The 22,346-nt window shown below is 58.3% G+C and carries 25 protein-coding genes; 11 read left to right on the top strand and 14 right to left on the bottom strand.

Annotated elements, in window-relative coordinates:
- Window positions 1–195 precede the first annotated feature (195 nt).
- A complete protein-coding gene (locus CUJ86_RS10600) occupies window positions 196–1,758 on the bottom strand; it encodes an oligosaccharide flippase family protein (protein WP_165394882.1) in 1,563 nt (520 codons plus the stop codon).
- A 378-nt stretch (window positions 1,759–2,136) separates the two neighbouring features.
- Between CUJ86_RS10600 and CUJ86_RS12305 the strand changes: the two genes are divergently transcribed.
- A complete protein-coding gene (locus CUJ86_RS12305) occupies window positions 2,137–2,259 on the top strand; it encodes a hypothetical protein (RefSeq protein ID WP_268878252.1) in 123 nt (40 codons plus the stop codon).
- An 8-nt stretch (window positions 2,260–2,267) separates the two neighbouring features.
- Here the strand turns inward: CUJ86_RS12305 and CUJ86_RS10595 are convergent, their stop codons facing one another.
- A complete protein-coding gene (locus tag CUJ86_RS10595) occupies window positions 2,268–3,137 on the bottom strand; it encodes a DNA-3-methyladenine glycosylase family protein (protein WP_130647553.1) in 870 nt (289 codons plus the stop codon).
- A gap of 10 nt (window positions 3,138–3,147) precedes the next feature.
- Window positions 3,148–4,065: a nitrogenase cofactor biosynthesis protein NifB gene (gene nifB / locus CUJ86_RS10590; RefSeq protein ID WP_130647552.1), complete on the bottom strand. Its 918-nt coding sequence runs from the start codon at window positions 4,063–4,065 to the stop codon at window positions 3,148–3,150.
- A 101-nt stretch (window positions 4,066–4,166) separates the two neighbouring features.
- On the opposite strand from nifB, the gene CUJ86_RS10585 reads away from it, so the two are divergent.
- Entirely contained in the window at window positions 4,167–4,676 is a 510-nt protein-coding gene (locus tag CUJ86_RS10585) for a hypothetical protein (protein WP_130647551.1), read from the top strand.
- A 189-nt stretch (window positions 4,677–4,865) separates the two neighbouring features.
- Here CUJ86_RS10585 and CUJ86_RS10580 read toward each other — a convergent pair whose 3' ends face one another.
- Entirely contained in the window at window positions 4,866–5,099 is a 234-nt protein-coding gene (locus tag CUJ86_RS10580) for a hypothetical protein (protein ID WP_130647550.1), read from the bottom strand.
- 208 nt (window positions 5,100–5,307) lie between these two features.
- Between CUJ86_RS10580 and CUJ86_RS10575 the strand changes: the two genes are divergently transcribed.
- From CUJ86_RS10575 to CUJ86_RS10565, 3 genes are all read left to right on the top strand, one after another.
- On the top strand, window positions 5,308–6,270 hold the full coding sequence (locus CUJ86_RS10575; RefSeq protein ID WP_235855663.1) for a substrate-binding domain-containing protein: 963 nt from the start codon (window positions 5,308–5,310) through the stop codon (window positions 6,268–6,270).
- 63 nt (window positions 6,271–6,333) lie between these two features.
- On the top strand, window positions 6,334–7,056 hold the full coding sequence (locus CUJ86_RS10570) for an ABC transporter permease (RefSeq protein WP_130647548.1): 723 nt from the start codon (window positions 6,334–6,336) through the stop codon (window positions 7,054–7,056).
- Between the two features lie 4 nt (window positions 7,057–7,060).
- Entirely contained in the window at window positions 7,061–8,140 is a 1,080-nt protein-coding gene (locus tag CUJ86_RS10565; protein ID WP_130647547.1) for an ABC transporter ATP-binding protein, read from the top strand.
- 6 nt (window positions 8,141–8,146) lie between these two features.
- On the opposite strand, the gene CUJ86_RS10560 is transcribed toward CUJ86_RS10565, so the two are convergent.
- Window positions 8,147–9,283, bottom strand: a complete 1,137-nt coding sequence (locus tag CUJ86_RS10560) for a putative sulfate/molybdate transporter (RefSeq protein WP_130647546.1) — start codon at window positions 9,281–9,283, stop codon at window positions 8,147–8,149.
- Between the two features lie 111 nt (window positions 9,284–9,394).
- Between CUJ86_RS10560 and modA the strand changes: the two genes are divergently transcribed.
- Genes modA through wtpC form a run of 4 tightly spaced genes read left to right on the top strand, consistent with a single transcriptional unit; the run spans window position 9,395 to window position 12,629 of the window.
- On the top strand, window positions 9,395–10,201 hold the full coding sequence (gene modA, locus CUJ86_RS10555; protein ID WP_130647545.1) for a molybdate ABC transporter substrate-binding protein: 807 nt from the start codon (window positions 9,395–9,397) through the stop codon (window positions 10,199–10,201).
- A gap of 48 nt (window positions 10,202–10,249) precedes the next feature.
- The gene (gene tsaA, locus CUJ86_RS10550) at window positions 10,250–10,786 is read left to right on the top strand and encodes a tRNA (N6-threonylcarbamoyladenosine(37)-N6)-methyltransferase TrmO (RefSeq protein WP_130647544.1); all 537 of its coding nucleotides are present in this window, start codon (window positions 10,250–10,252) and stop codon (window positions 10,784–10,786) included.
- Complete coding sequence (locus tag CUJ86_RS10545) at window positions 10,735–11,571, top strand: ABC transporter permease (RefSeq protein ID WP_235855662.1); 837 nt, start codon at window positions 10,735–10,737, stop codon at window positions 11,569–11,571. The genes tsaA and CUJ86_RS10545 overlap by 52 nt, the downstream gene beginning before the upstream one ends.
- A gap of 11 nt (window positions 11,572–11,582) precedes the next feature.
- Window positions 11,583–12,629: a tungstate ABC transporter ATP-binding protein WtpC gene (gene wtpC, locus CUJ86_RS10540; RefSeq protein ID WP_130647542.1), complete on the top strand. Its 1,047-nt coding sequence runs from the start codon at window positions 11,583–11,585 to the stop codon at window positions 12,627–12,629.
- Here the strand turns inward: wtpC and CUJ86_RS10535 are convergent.
- Together CUJ86_RS10535 and CUJ86_RS10530 are read right to left on the bottom strand one after the other, a co-directional pair.
- Complete coding sequence (locus CUJ86_RS10535; protein WP_130647541.1) at window positions 12,609–12,971, bottom strand: hypothetical protein; 363 nt, start codon at window positions 12,969–12,971, stop codon at window positions 12,609–12,611. The genes wtpC and CUJ86_RS10535 overlap by 21 nt on opposite strands.
- 25 nt (window positions 12,972–12,996) lie before the next feature.
- Window positions 12,997–13,224, bottom strand: coding sequence for a hypothetical protein (locus tag CUJ86_RS10530; RefSeq protein ID WP_130647540.1), 228 nt, complete (start codon window positions 13,222–13,224; stop codon window positions 12,997–12,999).
- Between the two features lie 88 nt (window positions 13,225–13,312).
- On the opposite strand from CUJ86_RS10530, the gene CUJ86_RS10525 reads away from it, so the two are divergent.
- Window positions 13,313–14,125, top strand: coding sequence for an amino acid kinase family protein (locus CUJ86_RS10525; RefSeq protein ID WP_130647560.1), 813 nt, complete (start codon window positions 13,313–13,315; stop codon window positions 14,123–14,125).
- Between the two features lie 44 nt (window positions 14,126–14,169).
- On the opposite strand, the gene CUJ86_RS10520 is transcribed toward CUJ86_RS10525, so the two are convergent.
- Window positions 14,170–14,397 (bottom strand): hypothetical protein, encoded by a 228-nt coding sequence (locus tag CUJ86_RS10520; protein ID WP_130647539.1) that lies wholly within the window; start codon window positions 14,395–14,397, stop codon window positions 14,170–14,172.
- Window positions 14,398–14,475: 78 nt separating this feature from the next.
- Here CUJ86_RS10520 and CUJ86_RS10515 point away from each other — a divergent pair, with 78 nt between their 5' ends.
- Complete coding sequence (locus tag CUJ86_RS10515) at window positions 14,476–15,288, top strand: amino acid kinase family protein (protein ID WP_130647538.1); 813 nt, start codon at window positions 14,476–14,478, stop codon at window positions 15,286–15,288.
- A 219-nt stretch (window positions 15,289–15,507) separates the two neighbouring features.
- On the opposite strand, the gene CUJ86_RS10510 is transcribed toward CUJ86_RS10515, so the two are convergent.
- The 6 genes from CUJ86_RS10510 to CUJ86_RS10485 form a co-directional block, all read right to left on the bottom strand.
- The gene (locus tag CUJ86_RS10510) at window positions 15,508–17,814 is read right to left on the bottom strand and encodes an ABC transporter substrate-binding protein (RefSeq protein ID WP_165394881.1); all 2,307 of its coding nucleotides are present in this window, start codon (window positions 17,812–17,814) and stop codon (window positions 15,508–15,510) included.
- A 132-nt stretch (window positions 17,815–17,946) separates the two neighbouring features.
- Window positions 17,947–18,735, bottom strand: a complete 789-nt coding sequence (locus tag CUJ86_RS10505; protein WP_130647536.1) for an ABC transporter ATP-binding protein — start codon at window positions 18,733–18,735, stop codon at window positions 17,947–17,949.
- On the bottom strand, window positions 18,732–19,778 hold the full coding sequence (locus CUJ86_RS10500; RefSeq protein WP_130647535.1) for a FecCD family ABC transporter permease: 1,047 nt from the start codon (window positions 19,776–19,778) through the stop codon (window positions 18,732–18,734). Before CUJ86_RS10500 ends, CUJ86_RS10505 begins: the two co-directional genes overlap by 4 nt.
- Window positions 19,775–20,431 carry a class I SAM-dependent methyltransferase gene (locus CUJ86_RS10495; protein WP_165394880.1) on the bottom strand — a complete coding sequence of 219 codons (657 nt, stop codon included), beginning with the start codon at window positions 20,429–20,431 and terminating at the stop codon, window positions 19,775–19,777. Before CUJ86_RS10495 ends, CUJ86_RS10500 begins: the two co-directional genes overlap by 4 nt.
- Window positions 20,428–20,829 (bottom strand): hypothetical protein, encoded by a 402-nt coding sequence (locus CUJ86_RS10490; protein WP_130647533.1) that lies wholly within the window; start codon window positions 20,827–20,829, stop codon window positions 20,428–20,430. Before CUJ86_RS10490 ends, CUJ86_RS10495 begins: the two co-directional genes overlap by 4 nt.
- Window positions 20,826–21,830, bottom strand: coding sequence for a radical SAM protein (locus CUJ86_RS10485; protein ID WP_130647532.1), 1,005 nt, complete (start codon window positions 21,828–21,830; stop codon window positions 20,826–20,828). The genes CUJ86_RS10490 and CUJ86_RS10485 overlap by 4 nt, the downstream gene beginning before the upstream one ends.
- Window positions 21,831–22,346 lie beyond the last annotated feature (516 nt).

Below are 22,346 nucleotides of genomic sequence, written 5' to 3'. Positions count from 1 at the left end.
TGGTGCCGGGTCCCGTATCTTCATCGAAATAAACTGTTCATTGGGTTTAGATCCCTGTGATGCACATGCAATGCTGAAGACGAAGGTCTCTCTGCGATGTGAAGATGGTGCGGTCTCTAGAAGGAGTGACTCCACCGTGTGCATGCCGCTCAATGCAGATGGATCAGGGAAAACCGATTATTGGTCCGAGAAATCTCATGCCAGAAAGGAAATTTTCTGCTGTATTGGTGAAGGCACGAGTGATAGGATCACCTTCCGTTCTTGAAGGCTCAGGCCGAAGCGCCAGATCATCCCTGTATAGGCAAGACCGACGATCGCCGAGCAGGCACCCAGCTGGATCCAGCTCGTAATGGAAATCCAGAAATGGAGAATGTAGAGTGATGATGCGATGATGATAACCGCAACCAATCCTGAAACGAGAGGTCGAACGAATGTCGTGCTGGAAACCCCCATAATCCGGGCAGCATACCAGGGAGTGAAGATCGAATTTTTCATCGTCAGCATGATTGCACCGGCGATTGCGACGCCATACATCCCGAGGGCGGTGAAATTCACCAGAAAAACAGCAAGGAGGAGGTTGCAGATCCCCATTCCCAGGGTGATGAGGCCGGGAGTCCTGACTTTATTAAATGCCACTTCTATCGGGAAGAGCGGCCTGACGGCGAGATTGATCACGAGGTGACCGATCAGAATCCACATGAGGGGAGCGAGTCCGGCGAATTCAGGGCCGACCCACAGGGTCAGGAGCTGTGGTGCAAAACCGGATATCAGCCCGACCGGGAGGGCGATAATATATCCCATACATTTCACCGCGGTCTTTGAAATCCTCAAAATACTATCGAATTTTTCCCTGGCATAGTCGATCATAATGACAGGGCCCACGACACCGTCGAACATGCTTGCCATACTGCGGAGGAGCAGACTCCAGGTCAATGCGATGGCATACTCGCCTCCGGCCACCGGGTCCAGTGACAGATTGATGACGATCAGGTCTATCTGCGTGAAAAGCAGAGAACCGGCGACTGTAACGAGATACCATCCTCCCAATCCTGAAAGGTCCTTGAGGCGCTGGATGTTAAAGTCCCTGGGTTTCACCTTCAACTGAGGGGCGATCCATTTCCAGAGCAGGAGGGTGATCACAAAGGCGATTATGGCCGCAATAAAGAACGACACGCCGATGTATCTGATACTGGGGGACAGAATGAAGAACAGGGCAACGACGATGATCACCTGAGAGAGATAGCGGACAACCACGATCAGGTTCTTCAGGTCGAGGCGGTTGTGCGAGAAGAGGGGGACACCGAAATTGCTTGCCCATGCATTCAATAAAAAAGCGGAGATTATCCCCAGAAACATGACCATTGCATCATCCGCGATCCCCTCCGGGATGGAAAATATGCTTTCTACATTGAACGATAAAATGGCCGCAATCGGGGTGATGATGAGTATCAGCCCGAGGGCGCCAAATATCGCCGTGTTGAAGGTAATATTTGCCTTTTTGAAGTTATTTGTTCTGAGATCGACGGTCAGGTAACGAGAAACGGTGGTATGGATCGATTCCGTGATGATGCCGAAATAGTTGGTGATCGAGGTGGCAAGCGGAATGAGCCCGTATGCCGCCACCCCCAGACTCTGCACATAAAATGGTGTGAGCCAGAACCCGACCACCAGATTGGTAAGAGAGACCGCAAAATAGGAGAGGAGATTGCGTGGAACCTGTCTGCTGTAATTCTCATCGTCTTCCGGGGAGTTTGGCAAAAGATCCTTGCTCCATTTATCAATTTTTCAGAGCAGGCGTTTTCAGGCTTGATTCAGAGTGGATAATCTGTTTCCTGTTTACAGGAATTGCATTCAGAAACGCCCCGCCCCCCCAACGCCGGGATGGAGACATCATACTATTTAATCCTGTCTATCTGTGTGGCCTCTGCCGCTGATGCTTTGGCCATCCTGAGTTATGGGGGTGCTCCTTTGATGCTCAGATTCCCGTTTGCACCACGTAATTGCATCAGGTATCAAAGGAGAGATTGCCCGTGAGGAGGTGATCGTCCGCGCCGCCGCTGCGGCCACCGAGACTGCGTAATCCACTATCCTGAACGGTTCATGACCTTCCCCCTCTCCTGCCCCGGCGAGGATGAAATGCTGGAAGATGACAACGGTTTTACGGCCTTTGCCTGGTACATGGCCGGGCAGTATGCCGGCAGGGCCAGGAGTGCGGAGGAAGACGGGCGCTGTCTGGTCTCTCTGCACTTCGACCACTGAAGGCCGGTTCAGCCCCGGCCGCTGTCTCCTCTATCATCCTCCCGCACGCAGAAGAGGTACTCCTGCGCCCATCCGGCATGGGGGCCGAAGTGCTCCCGCGCGAAGGCGGCGATGGCCTCGTACTCCCGGCAGGTCATCGGTCCGTCTCCGCCGGCGGTATTGAGGTAGTGACGGCGCATCATCCGCCTGATGTGCACGTCCACCGGGAAGGCCTCGTAGCGCTGGAAGGCGAAGAGGAGGATGCAGTCCGCCGCCTTCGGGCCGACCCCCGGAAACTCCATCAGCACGTTTTTTGCGTCGCTGTAGGGGAGGGCGGTCACCCGCTCCGCCCACTCCGGATTGTTGGCACACATGGCGGCGGTGGCGCAGGCATAGGGTGCCCGATATCCCAGCACACAGGAGCGCAGGTCGTCCTCGGTGCAGCCTGCAAGGGCGGATGCATCCGGGAAGGCATGTCCACCTCCCGGCAGCGGATCGCCATAGCGTTCGGCAAGAAGGGCGATGCGTTTTTTTATGACCGGTATGTTCGCATTCGTCGAGCAGATATAGGAGATCAGGGTCTCGAAGGGTTCCTGCCTCAGGATGCGGAGCCCCCTGCACCGTTCGATCGCCGCGTGGATCCGGGGATCGCGATCGATCGAGGAGAGGATCCCGGCAAGGTCGAGGTCGAGTGCGAAGTAGCGGCGGATGAAGGTCTCGTCGGCGCCGTCAAACCGGACCAGATCGTTGTCCTGCCGGATCCGGATCCGGTGCCTGCCGGCGATGCCATGCCAGGTCCCATCTCTCTTTTCCCAGCGAAACGCCTGCCCGCACCCGAGGGTGGCGTCGAGATCAAAGGGTGCACCCGAACCGGATTCGAGCACAATGGATTGTTCCATCAAAAAATGGTTATTTTTTCTTTTTGGTGACAATCTCGGTGCCGTAGATCCGGGACTGGACGTCATGACCGAGTCTGCCGATGGCGTCCGAACGGCAGCGGGCGCAGTGGCGCATCTGCTTGATATACGGGGCACACCGGTCCTGCATCTCCCGCTTTTCCGCGGGCGTGGGCGGGGTGATGTCCCTGAACTTATACTGCGGGATCAGCGGGATCAGGTTGAAGGAGTATGCCCCCATCTCGCCGACTGTCCGGGCGATCTCCGGGATATGCTCGTCGTTGACGCCGGGTATATAGACGCAGTTCACCTTCACGAACATCTTGCGCTCGACGGCCATCCTGATCCCCTCAAGCTGGTTTTTGAGCAGGAGTTCTGCGGCCTCCCGGCCGGTATAGTGTTTGCCGTGATAATTCACAAACGAGTAGATCTTCTCTCCGATTGCTGGATCGACGGCGTTGAGGGTGACCGTAACATTTCCAACGCCATATTGCTGGAGTTCGTCGATCCGTTCCGGAAGCATGAGACCGTTTGTGGAGATGCACATGATCAGGTGGGGAAACGCCTCGTGGATCAGTTTCAGCGTCTCAAATGTCTCCTCGTTTGCCAGCGGTTCGCCGGGTCCTGCGATCCCGATCACCTTGACGAAGGGGAACTCGTCGATGACTTTTTGCACCAGTTCGAGGCTTTCTTCGGGCCTGATCACCTTTGACGTCACGCCCGGGCGGCTTTCATTCACGCAGTCAAAGTCCCGGACGCAGTAGTTGCACTGAATATTGCAGTCCGGTGCAACCGGCAGGTGACAGCGCCCGAAGGTGTGGCAGGCGTTTTCAGAATAACACGGGTGCTCCTGAATTTTTCGCAGCTGTTCGGGGTCATAGGGTACGTCCTGGTCCCCGACCCGCGCCGTCCTGTATTCTTCTTCCGCCATAGTAAACAACACTGTATCTCTCTTCCGCATTATATTACCATTCGGTTCCTGTCAGTCAACGGGGGGGAACGATTATATCGGCGACGGCACATCTCCATCCCATGAAACCAACATCGGCAGCAGTCTTCCTCTGTCTTGTGACGGTCATCCTCTGTGCCGGATGCGCATCCGCTCCCGGAGACGGGGAAACGCCGTCTCCGACCACAGTCGTGACGACCGAACCCACCCCCGAACCGGTGGTGAGTCCGGTGCTCGTAATCGATCCCCGTCTTGCAGATATGCGGATCGGCCTTGATGCGGTGGAACTGAGTGATAGAAGCGGCCTGTTCCTGACGCTCACCGTCGATCCGGCGTGGGCCGAGGTTGCACGCGCCGGAGCGCCCGTAGAAGCGCTGTTCTTTGCATACAACACCGCCGACAGGGCTACGGGATATGTACCGGCATCGCCCGCAGACGTCCGTGCCGGCGACATGCCCTACCGGACGCTCTCGGTCACCGTCTATGATGCAACGGTCATTTTCAAGGCCGATCTCCCGCGGGACTCCGAGAACAAGAACCTGGATATTGAGAAAGAGTATGTCTATGGGGCATTTGTGTCGCTGAGGGACTGAGACTGATGTATGGTGATGTGCTTCCGGAACGTCGGTCGGAAGGGGAACCCCTCAAGGTTCCCCTATGAGATGGTGGATCCGTCTGGCATGGAGATGATGTGTCTATGCCGGGTGTTCTCTCCTCGATCCGGTTGCTGACAATTCATCTGAGGGATGCCCCATGCCGGTTCATCGGGCAAAAAGTGAATTTCAGGTGTCGCAGCCCGGTGCCTTTGATTCCTGGAATATCACCCGGCCCTTGGGGGTGAGGGTGATCGAGGTGAATGTGTAGGGTTCAGATGAGGAACGGAGGTGGATGTCCACTGCTCCTGCCGATTTCAGCTCTCTGACGGCAGCATTGAGGTCATTTGGCCTGAGTCCGGTGATTGATCCGAGTTCCCTGCCGGTATACTGTCGCATGACTCCGCTAACAAGTGTATACATGATTTTTTCTGCATTTTTACTCAATTTTTCCATGATTATCTCCGGGGATCGATTGGATGCACTCGATATCTCGTTTGCACACATAAACCTTCGTATCCGCTGAGGGGGGGGATGTTCATGAAGGCTGGTTAACCCGTGGGCAGCCTCACAACAATATTTATTATTTTGTATTGTGACATAATCCAATGCCATGAGAAAAAGTTTCTTGATGCTACTCGCGGTGGTGATGGTAGCTGCCGCTATTGTTGCAGGCTGTACCGGCACCGGTGGGGAGACGACCCCGGCACCGACAACGGCGCCTGCAGAGACGACAACACCTACAGAGACAACAGCACCTGCAGAAACACAGACGCTTCTGATTGCAACCACGACCAGCCTGTATGATACCGGACTTCTGGACTATATCCGGCCGATGTTTGAGGACGAGTACGGCGCCGAGGTGAAGATCACCGCCAAGGGCACTGGACAGTCCCTCGAACTCGGGCGTGGGGGCGATGTCGACGTCATGATGGTCCATGACCGCGCACGTGAGGACGAATTCATCGACGAGGGCTATGGCGTCAACCGCCGTGTGATTGCCTACAATTATTTCGTGATCGTCGGACCGGAATCTGATCCGGCAGGAATCAAGGGTATGGACCCCGAAGAGGCATTCCTCACCATCAGGGAGATGGGTCTTGCTGATCCGGAATCCGTGAAGTTCGTCTCGCGCGGAGATGATTCCGGCACCCACGGAAAGGAAAAGGCCATCTGGACGTCGGCGGGCATGGACTACACCACAGATGTCCAGGGCTCTGGTGACTGGTACATCGAGGCAGGCACTGGAATGGGCTCCACCCTGGTGCTTGCAAGCGAGAAGGAGGCCTATACGCTGAGTGATATCGGCACCTTCCTTGCCTATAAGGGTGACATCCAGCTGGTCACGCTCGTTGACAAGGGCGATATCCTGCTCAACATCTACAGCGCCATGCAGATCAGTCCCGATCGCTTCCCTGAGGTGAACAGCACCCTCGCAAAGGAGTGGATCAATTTCCTGATCTCACCCGAGATCCAGGATGAGATCGGTAACTTCGGTGTTGCCGAGTACGGGGAACCGCTCTTCTTCCCGTCACGCGGTGCATGGGAGACGATCGGCGTCACGCAGGCAGAGTGTGAGGACCCCATCCCGTGATGGGGATCCTTCTCTTTTTTCCATTACATTCATGGTCTCGCGGAAACCATGAGGGGGTAGAATATGGTTGACTCTCTGAGCGGTCTCGAACCGATCGGCGAAGGACTGGTGCAGGCGTTCTACCTGATTGTATCGCTCGATCCGACGATCATCGATATCACGCTCCGCAGTCTGCTCATCACCTTCAGTGCCGTCATCATCGGTTCGCTCATCTCCCTGCCGCTCGGCGCCCTGATATCCTTCAATGACTTCCCCGGCAAGAAGACGGTCATCAACCTCATCCAGACGCTCTATGCCATTCCGACCGTCGTCGTCGGTCTTGTGGTATTCATGTTTCTCCGGAGGATCGGTCCCTTCGGGTTTCTGGACCTGCTCTTCACGCCGGGCGGGATGATCATCGGTCAGACGATCCTGGTCCTCCCGATCATCACCGGGCTGACGATATCGGCACTCTCCGGTCTGGACACCACCATCAGGGACACCATCATATCGCTCGGTGCAACGAGTCTTCAGTTTTTTCTCTCGGTCATGAAAGAGGTCAGGTTTGCGATCTTTGCCGCCATCGCCCTGGCATTCGGGCGGGCGATCTCTGAGGTGGGTGCGGCGATCATCATCGGCGGGAACATCCAGACCGGCACCTTCTGGGGCTCCACCCGCATCCTGACGACAGCGATCACCCTTGAGACCGGCAAGGGGGACATCGCCCTCTCCATCGCCCTCGGCATCATCCTCCTCTGTATCGCACTGATCGTGAACTCACTCATGACGATTGTCCAGCAGAGGTGAAGGCGTGATCGAAATAGAGCATGTGGCAAAAAAATTTGGCGATAAAGAGGTGCTGCGCGACGTCAATGCGGTGATCAGGGACGGGGAGATCTTTGCGATCATCGGTCCGTCTGGTTCAGGCAAGTCCACCCTTCTGCGGATCATCAACCTCCTCGACCGCCCGAGCGGCGGGCGCGTGCTGCTGGATGGCGAGGACATCCATGCCGAACGGAACCAGGCGCTCTCTTATAGGCGAAAGATGGCGATGGTCTTCCAGAAACCCGCCGCTTTCAATGAGAATGTCTATGAGAACATCGCCATCGGGCTTCGGATGCGGCACCTGCCGGAACCTGCGATCCGGCAGAAGATCGAGGAGGCGCTCGAGGTGATCGGGCTTACCGGCTATGAGAAACGCCGGGCAAAGACCCTCTCGGGCGGCGAGATGCAGCGGGTCGCCCTGGCGAGGGCGATCGTCACCGAACCGGCGGTCCTCCTCATGGACGAACCCACGGCAAACCTCGATCCGGTTTCGACGGCGGCGATCGAGGACCTCGTGCTCCAGATAAACCGGAAGTTCGGCCAGACCGTGGTCATCTCCACGCACGACATGCTCCAGGGCCAGCGCCTTGCCCACCGGATCGGGGTGATGATGGACGGGGTGTTCTCCCAGATCGGGACACCCCGCGAGGTGTTTGCGATGCCGAAGAACAAGCACGTCGCCCGCTTTATCGGCATCGAGAACATCATCTCCGGAACGATCGTCCGGACATCGGAGGGTGTTGCAGATATCGCCGCCAATGGTGCGACCATCCATGCCGTCACCCCGCTTCCTGTCGGCACGCGTGTATGCGCCTGCGTCAAGCCCGAGGACATCACCGTCCACCTGATCGACGGCACGCAGATCAGTGCACGCAATGTACTCGACGGGACGATCAAGGCGGAAAAGGCCTTCGGCCCGCTCGATCATCTCACCGTCGACTGCGGGATCCCCATGTCCGTCCTGATCACCTGGAAATCCTCTGAAGAACTGGGGATAGAAAAAGGCGCCCGCATCCGGATATCGTTCAAGGCGAGCGCCGTTCATGTCATGGAGGACACCGACTGAACGGTGTCACTCTGGTGCCTTCTCTCTCTTCTGCCAGCGGAGCAGATATGCCAGGATGAGCCCGACCACGAAGCCGACGGTGATGTTCACCAGGACCGAGAGCACGGCGATCACGATGGTGACCGCATAGGAGTCGGTCTTTGCCGAGTGTTTGCCCAGTTCGACGGCGGCAAAGAAGAGCAGACCGCCGAAGACCCCGAGGGGGATGAGGGCGAGACTCTCCGGTGAGGCGAAGAAGAGGGCGAACCCCAGGAAGATCACGCCGGCAATGATGTTCGACCCGCCTGTGCGGGCCCCGAAGCGGTGCTGGGCCGCAAGCCCGCCGGCGCCATGGCACATCGGAAAACCCCCGAGCGGGACCGAGACCAGGTTCATGATCCCGATGGTGCGGGAGAGGCGGTCGGGCGGTACATCGGTTTTGAAGAGGTCGTGGGCGAGGAGGGAGGTCGCCAGGATCGCATTCGTGAGGGTGAGCGGGAACTGCGGTGGGACGAGATAGAGTCCGGCGTGGACGAGATCGGCGGTGGAGGGGAGGAGGAGGGAGGGCAGGGGTATCATCGAGAGGTTGGGGAGACCGGCGGTGAGGATGCCGGCGCCGATCCCGATGGCGAGGACGATGAGTGCCGAGACATCATTGATCTTCCAGTGGAGGGCAGCGATGAAGAAGATCACGACGACAGCAACGGAAATGCCGGCAAAGAGGGGGTCTGATATGAGAAATCCGATAGAGGTTTTAATCAGTACCAGGGCAAGTCCTGCCTGCACGCCCCTGATGACGGAGACCGGGATCCGGTCCCGCAACCAGGTCATGCTCCCGCAACACCCGAGGCCCAGGAAGATCACACCGATGATCAGTCCGGCGCCGGCGATCTCCCCTGCTGTCAGTCCTTCGGCGATGGCGATGGCACCGACCGCCTTCAAGGGCTCTATTGGTATCGGGAGGCGGTAGATCAGTCCTGAAACCACATACCAGAGGGCAAAGAAGAGGAAGATATGCGCGAGGTTCACGTTGCAGACCAGAGCGACGCCGAGCACGATCGGGAGGATGGTGCCGAAGTCTCCCACCGATCCGGCGAACTCGCCGATGGTGAATCTGAGCGATAATGGTCTGTTTTTCTCCTCCATTTCCACTGCTTCCTCCATCTGTGCGCATCATGTATATGATGTTCGCCTATGATGCGCACAGGGTGTATATGTCTCTCCGGAGTGTTAAACCATAGGTCTTTATTTACAATGTTAATTAACGCTGTCATCATGAAGTCATTCCCGATCCTTGTGGCCCTGCTGCTGGTGGTGGGCGCCTCCTGTGCCATCTGCGGATGCACAACCGAACAGACGTCGACCACCCCGCAGGTCTCTGAAGATAAGGAGCTGATGGTCTACTGCGGCGCCGGTATCCGCGGCCCGATGGAGGAGATCGCTGCCCTCTACGAGAACGAGACCGGCACCCTGATCGAGTTCACCTTTGGCGGTTCGGCCCAGCTGCTCAGCCAGATTGAACTGGTCGAACAGGGCGACCTCTACATGCCCGGCGCAACCGCCTACATCGAGAAGGCGGACGAAAAGGGGTATGTGAGCACCACCGAGAAGGTCGTCTACCACATCCCGGTGATCGCCGTTGCAAAGGGCAATCCGAAGAATGTGACCTGCATTGAGGACCTGGCCCGGGACGACCTGACGGTCGTCATCGGCGATCCCACCGGACCTGCCATTGGCAAGACCACCAAGAAGATCCTGAATGGCAGTGGACTCTGGGAGCAGGTCGATCAGAATGCCGCCGCAAAGCGCGCCACCGTCAACGAACTCGTTGTCGATGTCTGCATGGGCACGGCAGATGCAACTGTCATCTGGTACGATCTCTATGTCCCCGACAAGATGGACCTTGTAGAGATCCCGCAGGACCAGAACGATATCAAGGTGATCCCGATCGGTACGCTCTCCTTCTCGGAGAACCCGGTAGAAGCGCAGAAATTTGCCGACTTCGTCGCCTCCGATGAGGGCAAGGCGATCTTTGCGGAGCACGGGTATGTCATCTACCCGGACCCGAAGTATGAGTCCTGAAAAACCTGAACACCACCCCTTTTTCTCTTTCCCGGCGAGGTCATTCCCATGCATACTGAATCAACCGATCCGACACGACAACCGGTCACCTACCGGCCCATCGGCGTCATCAGGACGCCCTTTACCGAACAGGAGAACACCCCCATCCAGGGGATATTCAATCCGGCCTGCGGCACCGTCGAGGTCTTCCCGGAGTATGAGGAGGGGCTGCTGGATGTCGAGTCCTTCTCGCACCTGATCCTCATCTACCACTTCCACCGGGCGAACGGTGCCATGCTCCGCCAGAAGCCCTTCCTGGATGTCCAGAAGGAGCGCGGTATCTTTTCCATCCGCCATTTCAACCGCCCGAACCCGATCGGGCTCTCGATCGTGGAGCTGAAGGGTGTGCGCGGCACCACCCTCGATATCTGCGGCATCGACGTCCTCGATGGCACGCCGCTCCTGGATATCAAGCCCTATGTCCGCCAGTTCGACCACCGCGAGGAGGTCAGGAGCGGATGGGTGGACGATCAGCATGTGGACGATATCAGGGAGTGGAACAGCACCCCCGAGGCGCTCAGGCACCGCGGCCGGGTGAATCTGTGAATGCCCCGAACTCCCTGAAGGCGGCGACGGTCGGCGTTGCCGCCCTGATTACCGCCTTTATCGTCATCCTGTTGCTGCTGGTCGTCACCCATCCCTCCCCTGCCGCACTCGTCGCCTCCATCGCCTCGCGTGAGATCCAGTTCGCCATCTATCTCTCGATCGTCACCTCGATCGCCTCGACGGCGATCAGCATCCTGATCGCCGTTCCCTCGGCCTATGCCCTTGCGCGATATGATTTCCTCGGCAAACATGCGGTGAACACGATCGTGGATATGCCGCTCGCCCTCCCACCCCTCGTCGCTGGTGTGGGGCTGCTGCTCTTCTTCGGGACCACGCCCATCGGTAAGGCGCTTGCCGAGGCGGGACTGGTCTTCATCTTCACGCCGCTCGGCATCATCGTGGCCCAGGTGTTCGTGAACTTCCCGTTCATGCTCCGGATCATGCGCTCCACCTTCGAGGGGATCAGCCCCCGTTACGAGTACGTGGCAAAGACGCTGGGGTGCACCGATCTCCAGGCCCTCTGGCGGGTCACCCTGCCGATGGCGACGAGCGGTCTCATTGCCGGCGGTGTGATCACCTGGGCGAAGGGGATTGGAGAGTTCGGTGCAGCCCTGATGATCGCCGGTGCGACGCGGATGAAGACCGAAACCCTCCCGATCTCCCTCTTCCTGAACATGTCGTGCGGAGAGCTGGAGATGGCCATCTCGGCGGCGACGATCCTGATCGTCATCTCGGTGGTCTCGCTCTATGTGTTTGAACGCTATGGCGGGAGTGCCCGGTTATAGGAGGAATTGAAATGCTGGAAATCGAACACGTATCCAAGGACATGGGGGAGTTCGTCCTGAAGGATGCCTCCCTCCAGGTGAACGACGGTGAGTACCTGGTGATCATCGGGCCGACCGGTGCCGGGAAGACGATCCTCCTCGAGACGCTGGCCGGGATCTATCCGCCGGACTCGGGCCGCGTGGTCCTGGACGGTCGGGACATCACCGATGTGCCGCCACGGGAGCGAAACATCTGCATGGTCTACCAGGACTACATGCTCTTCCCCCACCTCACGGTGGCAGAGAACATCGGTTTCGGTCTGCGGAACCGGAAGGTGGAGGCGACGGAGATCGAGCGGAAGGTTACCGATGCCGCCCGCTTTCTGGCCATCGATCACCTCCTCCACCGCCATCCTGATACCCTCTCCGGCGGAGAACAGCAGCGGGCGGCGATCGCCCGGGCGATCGTCATGGAGCCCGCCCTCCTCCTTCTCGATGAACCGCTGAGCGCCCTGGACGGGCAGACGCGTGAGAAGCTCAGGAAGGAACTGCGGCGCCTCCACGATCTCTACGGGATCACGGTGATCCATGTCACCCACAACTTCGAGGAGGTCTTCTCCCTCGCCGACCGCGTGGCCGTGATCCGGGGCGGTGAGATCGTGCAGGTCGGCGAACCGCACGAGGTCTTCAGGAAACCGAACTGTGAGTTTGTGGCGAATTTCGTGGGAGTGGAAAACCTCTTCCACGGTAGGTGCGTGCAGAAGGGCGATCTCTGCGAGATCGACGCCGGCGGCGTCAGGATCGTCTCCGCCACCTGTTCGGGGGACGGTGAGGTCACGGCGACCGTGCGACCCGAGGACATCCTGATATCGCGCACCCCCCTGGATTCGAGTGCACAGAACTCATTGAAGGGAACGATCGTGGATATCGTCGACAATGGCATGGTCGTGCGGATCACGGTGGACGCCGGCATCCCGTTTGTGGTGGTGCTCACCCGGCGGGGCGTGGTCGATCTGGACATCCATCAGGACGAGGAGGTCTGGATCACCTTCAAGGCCTCATCGGTCCACGTCTTTTAATCCCGAGGCCTTCAGCAGTTCCCTGAATGTCGCCCCCCCGATGACCGCCTCCGCCTCTGTCAGGTGGGAAGACGACATCAGCCCAAGGAGGAGTCGTGTGCCGGCGGGCGTGGTCGATATCCCGACCCGCTCCACCCTCCTGATCAACCCGTCCCGCTCCATCTCCGCGCAATATGGGAGCACATAGTAGTGCGGAACACCGAGGTGTTCGGCAAGGCGCCGGGTGGTCGGGAACTGGACGCTGACGGTGCCGTCCCGGTAGTGGACGGTGACAACGCGGTCGACATCGAGCAGGATCCGCACCGCCGCCGCAAAAATGGTCTCTCTGTCCGGCGCTGTCATGTCAGAAAATGGGCGAATGGAGGGGTTACTCCGCCTTCATCCCGCCGCGCTCTTCTTCTGCCATCGGTTCGAGATACACGATCTCTGCGCCCACGTCGGCAGCGACCTGTTCAAGTTCGGTCTTTCTGAAGTGGGTCGCCTCGATCTTCAGGTGTGCGTTGTCCCCCTTCTCTCCGGTGACGGCGACAACCCTGAACTTGGGTTGCTTGACACCGGCACCGACCTTCTGTCGTCCTCGTACATAGATCTTCATTGCTTCACCTCGCTCCAGCTGGTATACCAGTTGGTTGATCGAATCTTATATCATGCTGAAATATATACTTTTTCCATCTGGTGATACTATCAAAGAACAACGGTTCGAACTGGATTCTGGTCTTCGTGGGGAGACGCTTGTCAGAAAAGGGCTTATGAAGAGGGTTTCTGAGATCCCGCAGATCCGGATCATGCCCGACCTCAAAGTGGTGAAGATCGGCGGGCACGGCACGATGGATTTCGGCCGCGACGTCGTCTTCCCGATCGTTGAGGAGCTCGGGGCGCTGAAACAGTCCGGCGAGAAACTCCTTGTCGTCACCGGTGGCGGCGTACGGGTGCGGCATATCATGGACATCGGGATCAACCTGGGCATGCCCACCGGTGTGCTCGCCGAACTGGCGGGCACAATCAGCGAACAGAACGCCCTGATGATGTCCCTCCTCCTCTCACCGCACGGTGGTGTGCAGGTGGCATCCGACGACCTCCTCAATCTCCCCACCCTCACCTCACTGGGTCTGCTCCCGGTGATCCACGGCACACCGCCCTATGGTCTCTATGAGCAACCCCCGGAGATGGGATCGATCCCGCCGAACCGCACCGATACCGGCGCCGTGCTCATTGCCGAGGTGATGGGGGCGAAGACCTGCATCCTGGCCAAGAATGTCGATGGACTTTATGCCGAGGACCCGCGCCTTGACCCCGATGCGGAGTTCATACCTGAGATCACGGCATCTGAACTCCTCGCCCGCGATATGGAGGACATGGTGCTCGAGAAGAAGGCGGTGGAACTCCTGCTCTATACCAAGCACATCACCGAGATCCGGGTGGTCAACGGGCATGTGCCCGGCACCATCACAAAGGCCCTCAGGGGAGAGCGGGTCGGGACCGTGATCCGGCGGTAAACAGAAAATTTTAGGAGAAAGGGGCTTCACATGCCCCTCTGTGTTCACTCCTCTTTCATGCTCCCGCGCTCTTCCTCGGGCATCGGTTCAAGCCAGACGATCTCGGCACCGACATCCCTGGCGATCGCCTCGATCTCGTTCTTCCTGAAATGGACCGCCTCGACCTTGAGGTGCCCCTCGTCTGCCTTCTCTCCGGTGACGGCGACCACCCTGAACTTGGGTTGCTTGACGCCGGCACCGACCTTCTGGCGTTCACGCACATAAAATTTCATGACGTCCCCCCTGCCGCATATGATCGGCAGCACACAAATCACTATATATTAGTGTATATACTTTTCCCGTGTGATCCTATGACTAAAGGACGCTTTGAGCTGGAGTCCGGTCTCCGGGGGGAGACGCTGGTGAGAAAGGGGTTGATGCGCCGTATCGATGAGATCCCGCAGATCCGGATCATGCCCGCACTGAACGTGATCAAGTTCGGCGGACACGGCACCATCGACTATGGCAAGGATGTGGTCTTCCCGATCGTCGAGGAGATCGGTGCCCTGAAGGGTGAGGGAGAACAGGTCCTGGTCGTCACCGGGGGCGGGGGACGGGTGCGGCATATCATGGACATCGGGATCAATCTCGGTATGCCCACCGGTGTGCTCGCCGAACTGGCGGGCAAGATCAGCGAACAGAATGCCATCATGATGTCTGTGCTCCTCTCGAAGTACAACGGGGTCAGGATCAAGACCGACGACCTGCTCGAACTCCCCACCCTGATCGCTCTGGGTCTGCTGCCGGTGACCCACGGCACCCCCCCGTACGGCCTCTACGAGCAGCCGGCCGATATGGGATCGATCCCGCCGAACCGCACCGATACCGGCGCCGTGCTCATTGCCGAGGTGATGGGGGCGAAGAACTGTATCCTTGCCAAGAATGTCGACGGCCAGTTCGCCGAGGACCCGAGGGAGAATGCGAATGCAGAGTTCATCCCCGAGATCACCGCCGCAGAACTCCTCTCGATGGACATGGAGGACATGGTGCTTGAGAGAAGGGCGGTGGAACTCCTCCTCCACACCCGGCACATCAGGGAGATCCGGGTGGTCAACGGGCATGTGCCCGGGAACATCACGCGGGCCATCAGGGGAGAGCCGGTCGGGACCGTGATCCGGGGGTGAACCGGATATATTCTGACACCCGTCCGGGATGAAGAGGGGCTGCGGCCATACTGCCTCTCCCCTCCTTTTTGTAGTTGTCTCCTGCGAGGTATGTCTTGGGCTGCGTTTCTGCCAGCTTTTTGCCTTTTTGCCCTTTTTTCGTGCTATAATTCAGAAAATAGGTCGCTCATCCCGGTTGTTTGATGGTGCCTCCCGTCATCGCTAAAAAGAGAAAAGGGTTCAGTTGGAGGTGAAGAGGTCATCGTAGTCTGCAGGCGTGAGGTCATAGTGGTAGAACTCACTGTAGAATGCGGTGATCCGTCCTTCGACATCGAGATCGGCAAACCGGTCGGGATACATCATCTCCCCTGCCCAGAGCATGCCCGGTATCAGGTTGGTGCTCGGCGGGGCGTTGAAGACACTGAACGGTCCATAGGGCGTGTAGAAGACCTGGTGGTTCTCCACGGCCGTGACGTTCTCCCAGAGTGGGTCGGTGTAGACCGATGTAGCAAAGGTTGGATCGTCACAGAAGATCAGGTCCGGGTTCCAGAGCAGCACCTGCTCTATCGAGACCGGTGTCTTGCCTGATCCCGGCGTGACGGCGCATTCGGCCACGTTCACCCCACCGCAGATTTCGATGACCTGGGCGTGGAAGGAACCGGTGGGATCTGTGGCGAGTCCATCCGCACCCTCTGCATAGTAGACGCGGCGACGCTCGTCCTCAGGGATGTCGCCTGTGCGGGCGGAGACCTCGTCCATCACCTCATTGTAGAACTCGATCAGGGAACCGGCCTCGTCCTGACTCCCGAGCACCCTTCCGACAAAACTAACGGTGGTTTCGAACTGCGTTGCATCGTTCGATGCAAGCACGCCGACGACCGGGATCGGGTCGAAGTTTGCCTGCCGCTCCTCGATGTTTTCCTCAAGGGTGCCCTGGCAGTTCGCCCCGTCGATGATCAGATCAGGGCCGAGGGCGATGAAGGTCTCGTAGTTGCCGCTCATGGACCCGAACCATCCCCCAACGACCGGGAGACTCTTGTAGTCCGCCGGCATCGGGTCGCCGGGGTTGAAGTTCCATCCGAGGAGTTTGTCGGGCGCGATCATGTAGGTCATGATCGTGGTGGTCGGGTTGGTGGTGAGCACGCCGTTCACCTCGTCCGGGACGATGATCCGCCGCCCGACCATGTCGGTCATATAACGGGTGTGTGTCGCCTCCGGGAGATCGCCGATGATGGCGGTGACCTCGTCATCAGTGAGGTCGACGTGATAGAATTCGGAATAGAACTGACCGATCGTCCCGACAACGTCCATGTCCTCGAACTCGTCAGGGTACATCACTGCCCCTGCCCAGAGCATGCCCGGTATCAGGTTGGTGCTCGGCGGGGTGTTGAAGAGGCTGAAGGGCCCGTAGGGAGTGTAGAAGACCTGATGGTTCTTGACTGCGTCGATCTCCTGCCACTGCGGGTCGGTGTAGACCGAGGCGGCAAAGTTTGGATCGTCACAGAAGATCAGGTCCGGGTTCCAGAGCAGCACCTGCTCTATCGAGACCGGTGTCTTGCCTGATCCCGGCGTGACGGCGCATTCGGCCACGTTCACCCCGCCGCAGATGTCGATGACCTGGGCGTGGAAGGAACCGGTCGGATCGGTGGTGAGTCCGTCCGCCCCCTCGGCATAGTAGACGCGGCGGCGCTCGTCCTCAGGGATATCGGCCGTCCTGTCGGTGACCTCGTCCTTGACGTTCCGGTAGAACTCGATGAGGTTGCTGGCGCGGTCCTGGTCGCCCAGGATCTCCCCGACAAATCCGACTGTCGCCTCGAAATGTGTTGCATCGTTTGAGGACAGCACGCCGACGACCGGGATCGGGTCGAAGTTTGCCTGCCGCTCCTCGATGTTTTCCTCAAGGGTGCCCTGGCAGTTTGCGCCGTCGATGATCACGTCCGGCCCGAGGGCGATGAAGGTCTCGTAGTTGCCGCTCATGGACCCGAACCATCCTCCGACGACCGGGAGACTCTTGTAGTCTGCCGGCATCGGATCACCGGGATTGAAGTTCCATCCGAGGAGTTTCTCGGGCGCGATCATGTAGACCATGATCGTGGTGGTCGGGTTGGTGGTGAGCACCCCGTTCACATCATAGGGGAGTTGGACCAGACGACCGACGGTGTCCTGTACATAGCGAATGTCGGGATCGTCGCCGGAATCCCCGGACCCGCCGCCGCCTGAGGAGGAGCCGGCGGTTGTTTCCTCAGTTTCGGTTGTTTCTTCCGGTTCGATGGTTTCTTCAGGCGCCGTTGTCTCTTCAACCGGTGTTCCGTCAGTTTGGGTTTCACCGTTGCTTTCAGCCTGAGCAGATTGTGTCTGCGTGGTGGCGGCGTTTGTCGTGGCGCCCGTCGTGTCGTCAGACCCTGTTGGTGGTGACTGCTGTTCGGGCGCTCCACCTTCTTCTGGCCCCGGTTCAGTGGTTGTACCGGAGAGGCACCCGCAGGTGACGGCGGTTGCCAGGAGAAGAAAGAGGATTGATATAATGAAAATGTGGTCAATTTTTCTCATAGTTGACTCCTGAATCATCTTTATTGAAAATCAGGCTCAATTGTGTCCTTTCCTGATCTTCAGCATCCTTACTCTGCAGGTCTCTGCTTAAATGTTGGTATTGTACCAAAACCAAATGTTAAATAAAAATGGTTATCTCGGGGGCCGGTATATGGAGGGGATGCAGACCCGCCGTCCGGCCTCCTCGACATAGGTGATCGCCACATCGATCCCGTAGGCCGCACCGAGATGTTCAGGGGTCAGCACCTCTTCTGCCGGTCCGACGGCGATAAACCCTCCGTCCTTCATGATCGCCACATTCTGAGAAATGATGAAGCTATGATCCGGGAAGTGTGAGGTCATGATCACGGCGATCCCCTCGTCGGCAAGTCGTTCGATGAGACGGAGGACTCGTACCTGGTTGCCGAAATCGAGGTGGGAGGTCGGTTCGTCGAGGACCATCACGGCGGGCTGCTGTGCCAGCGCCCGGGCGATGAGGGCCAGCTGCAGCTCGCCCCCGCTGATCTCGGATACCGGACGAGCGGCGAGATGCTCTATCCCCACGGTGACCAGTGCCTCCTCTGCAATCTGACGGTCGGCACGACCCGGCGTGGCGAAGAGGGAGAGGTGGGGGGCCCGCCCCATCAGGACGAAGTCGATGACCGCAAAGGGGAAGACGATCTGGTGGGCCTGCGGCACATAGGCGATCTGCCGGGCCACCTCTGTTCTGGGGAGCGTGACGATCTCCTCCCCTCCGAGCGTGATGCTGCCCATATTCAGGGGGAGGACGTTGATGAGACATTTGATCAGGGTGGACTTCCCGGTGCCGTTCGGGCCCAGGATGCAGAGGCACTCCCCCCGTCCGATGGAGAAGGAGACCCCCGCAAAGATCATCCGTGTGCCGTCATAGGAGAAGGCGGCATCTCTGACATCCAGGATCATTCCCACCCCACCTTCCTGAACTTCAGCAGATAGGCGAACACCGGGGCCCCGATCACGGCGGTGAGGATGCCGAGCGGGATCTCGGCGGCGGTGAGGGTGCGGGCGATGTCGTCGACGATGAGGAGATAGCATGCCCCGATCACCACCGAGACTGGCAGGATCTTCCTGTAGTCCGGTCCGACGATCATGCGGGCGATGTGCGGGACGACAAGCCCCACCCATCCGATGATCCCGCTGATGCAGACGGCCGTTGCCGTGATGATGGTGGCGCAGATGATGATGATCTGTGCCATCCTGGTGGTGTTGATGCCGAGCGCCTTTGCTTCGTCGTCTCCTACCGACAGGATGTTGATCCGCCACCTGATCAGCAGGAGAATGATCATGCACCCGATGATCAGCGGTCCGACGATGATCAGGTCGCCGATCCTGACATCTGCAAGGCTCCCCATCAGCCAGAAGACGATGGCCGGGAGTTTCTCAAACGGATCGGCGACATATTTGGTGAGCGATATCATCGCCTGGAAAAAGGCGCCCACGATGATGCCGGCCAGCACCAGCACCAGGGTGGGGGTGGTGCGGTAGACGCGGGCGAGCAGGTAGGTTGCCACCACGGCCACGATCCCGAAGGTGAAGGCAAGCCCCTGGACCACAAGAAGGGATCCCGAGATCAGGATACCGAGCGCCGCCCCGAAACCCGCACCTGAGTCGACACCCAGGATATGCGGAGAGACCAGCGGGTTTCTGAAGAGGCCCTGGAAGGCGGCGCCTGATATGGCAAGCCCCGAACCCACGAGCATCGCCGCACAGATGCGGGGGATTCTGATCCGCCACACGATGGTGTCCATCACCGCTGGCCAGGTATGCGGGATCGAGACGGGGAATGAGGGGATGGCGTCGGTGATCCCTGCCGCAATGATCTGGATGGCCGTGAAGGGATCGATCGTGTAGCGGCCGAGAAAGAGGGAAAAAACGAACAATAGAATTGGGAGTCCGGCAAGCACCCCGATTGTCGTCCAGTTATGGGTCGAGTCTATGTCTCTCATCCCTCACCCCGTGAAAAACGGATCCAGAGGTGCCAGGGTTCTCGGAGGATGGTATAGTCCTCGATCCCCGCCCGGTCCAGGTCTGCCCTGAACCGTTCCGCGGTCCTGTCACTGAGGCGCTCGTGCACCCCTTCGATCCAGGCCGTATCGATACGGTCCATCTGCTCCCTGACCCTCTCGAGGATCTCGGCGCTCCCGAACCCGCCGCCGATCCATGCCTGACCGCCAGGTCCGAGCACCCGCCGGATCTCCCTGAATGCCCCTGCAGGATCAGGCCAGAAAAAGGCCGATCCCTTGCTGAAGACGAGGTCCGTCGATGCATCGGAGAGCGGGATCGCCGCAGCGTCGCCGCTGAGCGGGGTGATCTGATCGTAGAGTCCGGCGTCATGGATGGTTCTGGCCGCAATGGATCGCATCGGCACCGAGATGTCGAGGGCGATCACCCGGAGGTCGGTGATCCGTGCCACCTCGATTGCGAGGTGGGCAGGGCCGCTCCCGATTTCGATCGCCGTTCCCCGGGTGATCCCGCATTCTGCTACAATCTGGCGGGCGATGGCAGTGTTGACCGGTGCAAACACCCTTTCTGAGAGGCGAGCAAACCGCTCTGCCGACTCCCGGTCCGAAAATGTCCCTTTCTGATCGTGTTTTTTCACTGGATCCCCCTCCATTGTTCATTTTTATCTCTGCGGACCGCCGCCATCGTGCCGTAATTGTAGAGGTTGCGGGCAAAACACTCGACGGTGATGTCGGTACCGGCATACACATGCGTCAGGGTGCTCCGACTCCCGACTGCCGCGCTGCGCCCCTCATAGGCAGAACCCAGGGTGTCTGCAGGCATCGTGGTGTAGGGCCCGGCAAAGGGATACTCCCGCCCCTCGCCGTCCTCAGGATAGTATCGGAACCCCGGCGGGTAGGCCTGATCAGGGAGGTGCTTTCCGGGGTCCGGTCGCCGGGGTGGCAGTGGTCTGCCTGGATCCTGCGTGCAATACCGACCAGCGGGCTGTCCGCACTGATCCCTCTTCCCGTTCCTGAGGTCGATGACCCCGATCATCGGTCGTTGACCTCTATGGAATCCAATGCAACACGCCTCCCATGGAGGGGAATTTCCCCTCCGCAGTATGGGCAGGTACCATCTTCGAGCAGATCGCGGACGATTTTTCTGCCGCGTCCTCCGCCGTTGATTCGCTCGACGACCGTCCTCCCGCATCCTGGACAGATGGTGTTGAACTGATCTGGTCCAATACCATTGCTGAAATACACATACGGCAGGATCTCCCGTATGGGCTCGATGTTGGCGTCGATATGCCTGATCTCGGGCGCCTCTTTGCCGGATATATGGTGTTCAGGGAGGAGGGGAAAGAAATGCCAGGGGATGAATGGATCGATTCCCGCGATGAATCGGGCGATACCGGCGATCTCATCTTCGTTAATGCCCTGTATAACGGGAGTGGTCACCTCAACATGGCAGTGTCCGGCAAGGATCTCAATGGTCCTGAGCACCGGGTCCACGCTCTCGACACCGGCATATTTTTGATAGAATGTTGATGTTAATGATTTCAGGCTGATGTTCACAAAAGATAGGTGTTCTCCAAGTGTTCGAGCGGATTCCTCGGTCATATAGCCGTTTGTGAGGCAGCCAACGGGAATTTCATGCTCCTGTGCAGTTGTGGCAAGATCGAGGAGTGAAGGGAGAGAAACCGTTGGTTCGTTGATGCCGAAGGTGATCGTATGGCACCCCTCCTTTTCTGCGAGGCTCACAAGGTGTTCGGGTGATGCATGGTGGAGCTCGATCCTTGCGGGGTCCGTTCTTGCCATGTGGGGATTTGAGCAGTAGGTGCATGCGAGGTTGCAGCCGGCTGTTCCCACCTGGAGGGTGCGTGTACCGGGGTAAACATGGAAAAACGGAATGGATTCGATCTGTGTTACGTGGTATGATGACCATCGGTGGGGAAAACGCTCCCTGATTGTTCCTCCACTCGAATAATACATCCTGCAGAAGCCGATCCGCACATCCGAGAGATCACACCTCCGTTCACAGTAATGGCACTTCATTATTTTTCTCCTGCGGACCGTTGGGGCAGCAGCCTGAACGGCTGGAGATGCAGATGCTGTCCGTCCCGCCGCGTTGTTAATATCATCTCAATTGCCTCGAGAAATCCCGGTATGGCCTCTCTGGAGGTTTCACATCTGTCTCCGGTTGATCGGTCTGATCTGCCTTCACAGATTTCGGGGTGATCCCGGTTACCTCCTCACCAGCCGTGAAACCCCTGTTGGAACGCCAGCAAGGATCTGAGCGATAGTTACAATCTAATTGTACACTATTTCCTCAGGATGGCTGAATTTTGATAATTACCACGTTTTTGCTGGTCTAGAGTTTTTTTAACGACAATAATAAACTTTTCAATTTATTGTTCGGGTGGGATAAATTAACCTGATTAACTGCTGTCGCTCCCCTCCTATGATTGGATCCGTTTCAGAATGGCGTATCTCTCTGGTTTTTCCATGCCTGCGGGATTTTTCAACCTGAAAATATTTTTTTGTGAAAAATTGGATTTTCCCTCTTCACGG

The sequence above is a fragment of the Methanofollis fontis genome, assembly GCF_004297185.1.
GTDB classification, from domain to species: Archaea; Halobacteriota; Methanomicrobia; order Methanomicrobiales; family Methanofollaceae; genus Methanofollis; species Methanofollis fontis.
Note: the sequence above shows the minus strand (reverse complement) of the source record. Positions and strands in the feature narration are given on the sequence as shown.

What these genes read in the sequence shown, in the direction of transcription:
- CUJ86_RS10505 (WP_130647536.1), bottom strand. Translation starts at nt 18,735, where the DNA reads ATGATCCTGGATGTCAGAGATGCCGCCTTCTCCTATGACGGCACACGG.
- CUJ86_RS10580 (WP_130647550.1), bottom strand. Translation starts at nt 5,099, where the DNA reads ATGTATACACTTGTTAGCGGAGTCATGCGACAGTATACCGGCAGGGAA.
- CUJ86_RS10485 (WP_130647532.1), bottom strand. Translation starts at nt 21,830, where the DNA reads ATGAAGTGCCATTACTGTGAACGGAGGTGTGATCTCTCGGATGTGCGG.
- CUJ86_RS10535 (WP_130647541.1), bottom strand. Translation starts at nt 12,971, where the DNA reads ATGACAGCGCCGGACAGAGAGACCATTTTTGCGGCGGCGGTGCGGATC.
- CUJ86_RS10520 (WP_130647539.1), bottom strand. Translation starts at nt 14,397, where the DNA reads ATGAAATTTTATGTGCGTGAACGCCAGAAGGTCGGTGCCGGCGTCAAG.
- CUJ86_RS10575 (WP_235855663.1), top strand. Translation starts at nt 5,308, where the DNA reads ATGCTACTCGCGGTGGTGATGGTAGCTGCCGCTATTGTTGCAGGCTGT.
- wtpC (WP_130647542.1), top strand. Translation starts at nt 11,583, where the DNA reads ATGCTGGAAATCGAACACGTATCCAAGGACATGGGGGAGTTCGTCCTG.
- modA (WP_130647545.1), top strand. Translation starts at nt 9,395, where the DNA reads ATGAAGTCATTCCCGATCCTTGTGGCCCTGCTGCTGGTGGTGGGCGCC.
- CUJ86_RS10585 (WP_130647551.1), top strand. Translation starts at nt 4,167, where the DNA reads ATGAAACCAACATCGGCAGCAGTCTTCCTCTGTCTTGTGACGGTCATC.
- CUJ86_RS10530 (WP_130647540.1), bottom strand. Translation starts at nt 13,224, where the DNA reads ATGAAGATCTATGTACGAGGACGACAGAAGGTCGGTGCCGGTGTCAAG.
- nifB (WP_130647552.1), bottom strand. Translation starts at nt 4,065, where the DNA reads ATGGCGGAAGAAGAATACAGGACGGCGCGGGTCGGGGACCAGGACGTA.
- CUJ86_RS12305 (WP_268878252.1), top strand. Translation starts at nt 2,137, where the DNA reads ATGCTGGAAGATGACAACGGTTTTACGGCCTTTGCCTGGTACATGGCC.
- CUJ86_RS10595 (WP_130647553.1), bottom strand. Translation starts at nt 3,137, where the DNA reads ATGGAACAATCCATTGTGCTCGAATCCGGTTCGGGTGCACCCTTTGAT.
- CUJ86_RS10500 (WP_130647535.1), bottom strand. Translation starts at nt 19,778, where the DNA reads ATGAGAGACATAGACTCGACCCATAACTGGACGACAATCGGGGTGCTT.
- tsaA (WP_130647544.1), top strand. Translation starts at nt 10,250, where the DNA reads ATGCATACTGAATCAACCGATCCGACACGACAACCGGTCACCTACCGG.
- CUJ86_RS10510 (WP_165394881.1), bottom strand. Translation starts at nt 17,814, where the DNA reads ATGAGAAAAATTGACCACATTTTCATTATATCAATCCTCTTTCTTCTC.
- CUJ86_RS10560 (WP_130647546.1), bottom strand. Translation starts at nt 9,283, where the DNA reads ATGGAGGAAGCAGTGGAAATGGAGGAGAAAAACAGACCATTATCGCTC.
- CUJ86_RS10490 (WP_130647533.1), bottom strand. Translation starts at nt 20,829, where the DNA reads ATGATCGGGGTCATCGACCTCAGGAACGGGAAGAGGGATCAGTGCGGA.
- CUJ86_RS10515 (WP_130647538.1), top strand. Translation starts at nt 14,476, where the DNA reads ATGACTAAAGGACGCTTTGAGCTGGAGTCCGGTCTCCGGGGGGAGACG.
- CUJ86_RS10570 (WP_130647548.1), top strand. Translation starts at nt 6,334, where the DNA reads ATGGTTGACTCTCTGAGCGGTCTCGAACCGATCGGCGAAGGACTGGTG.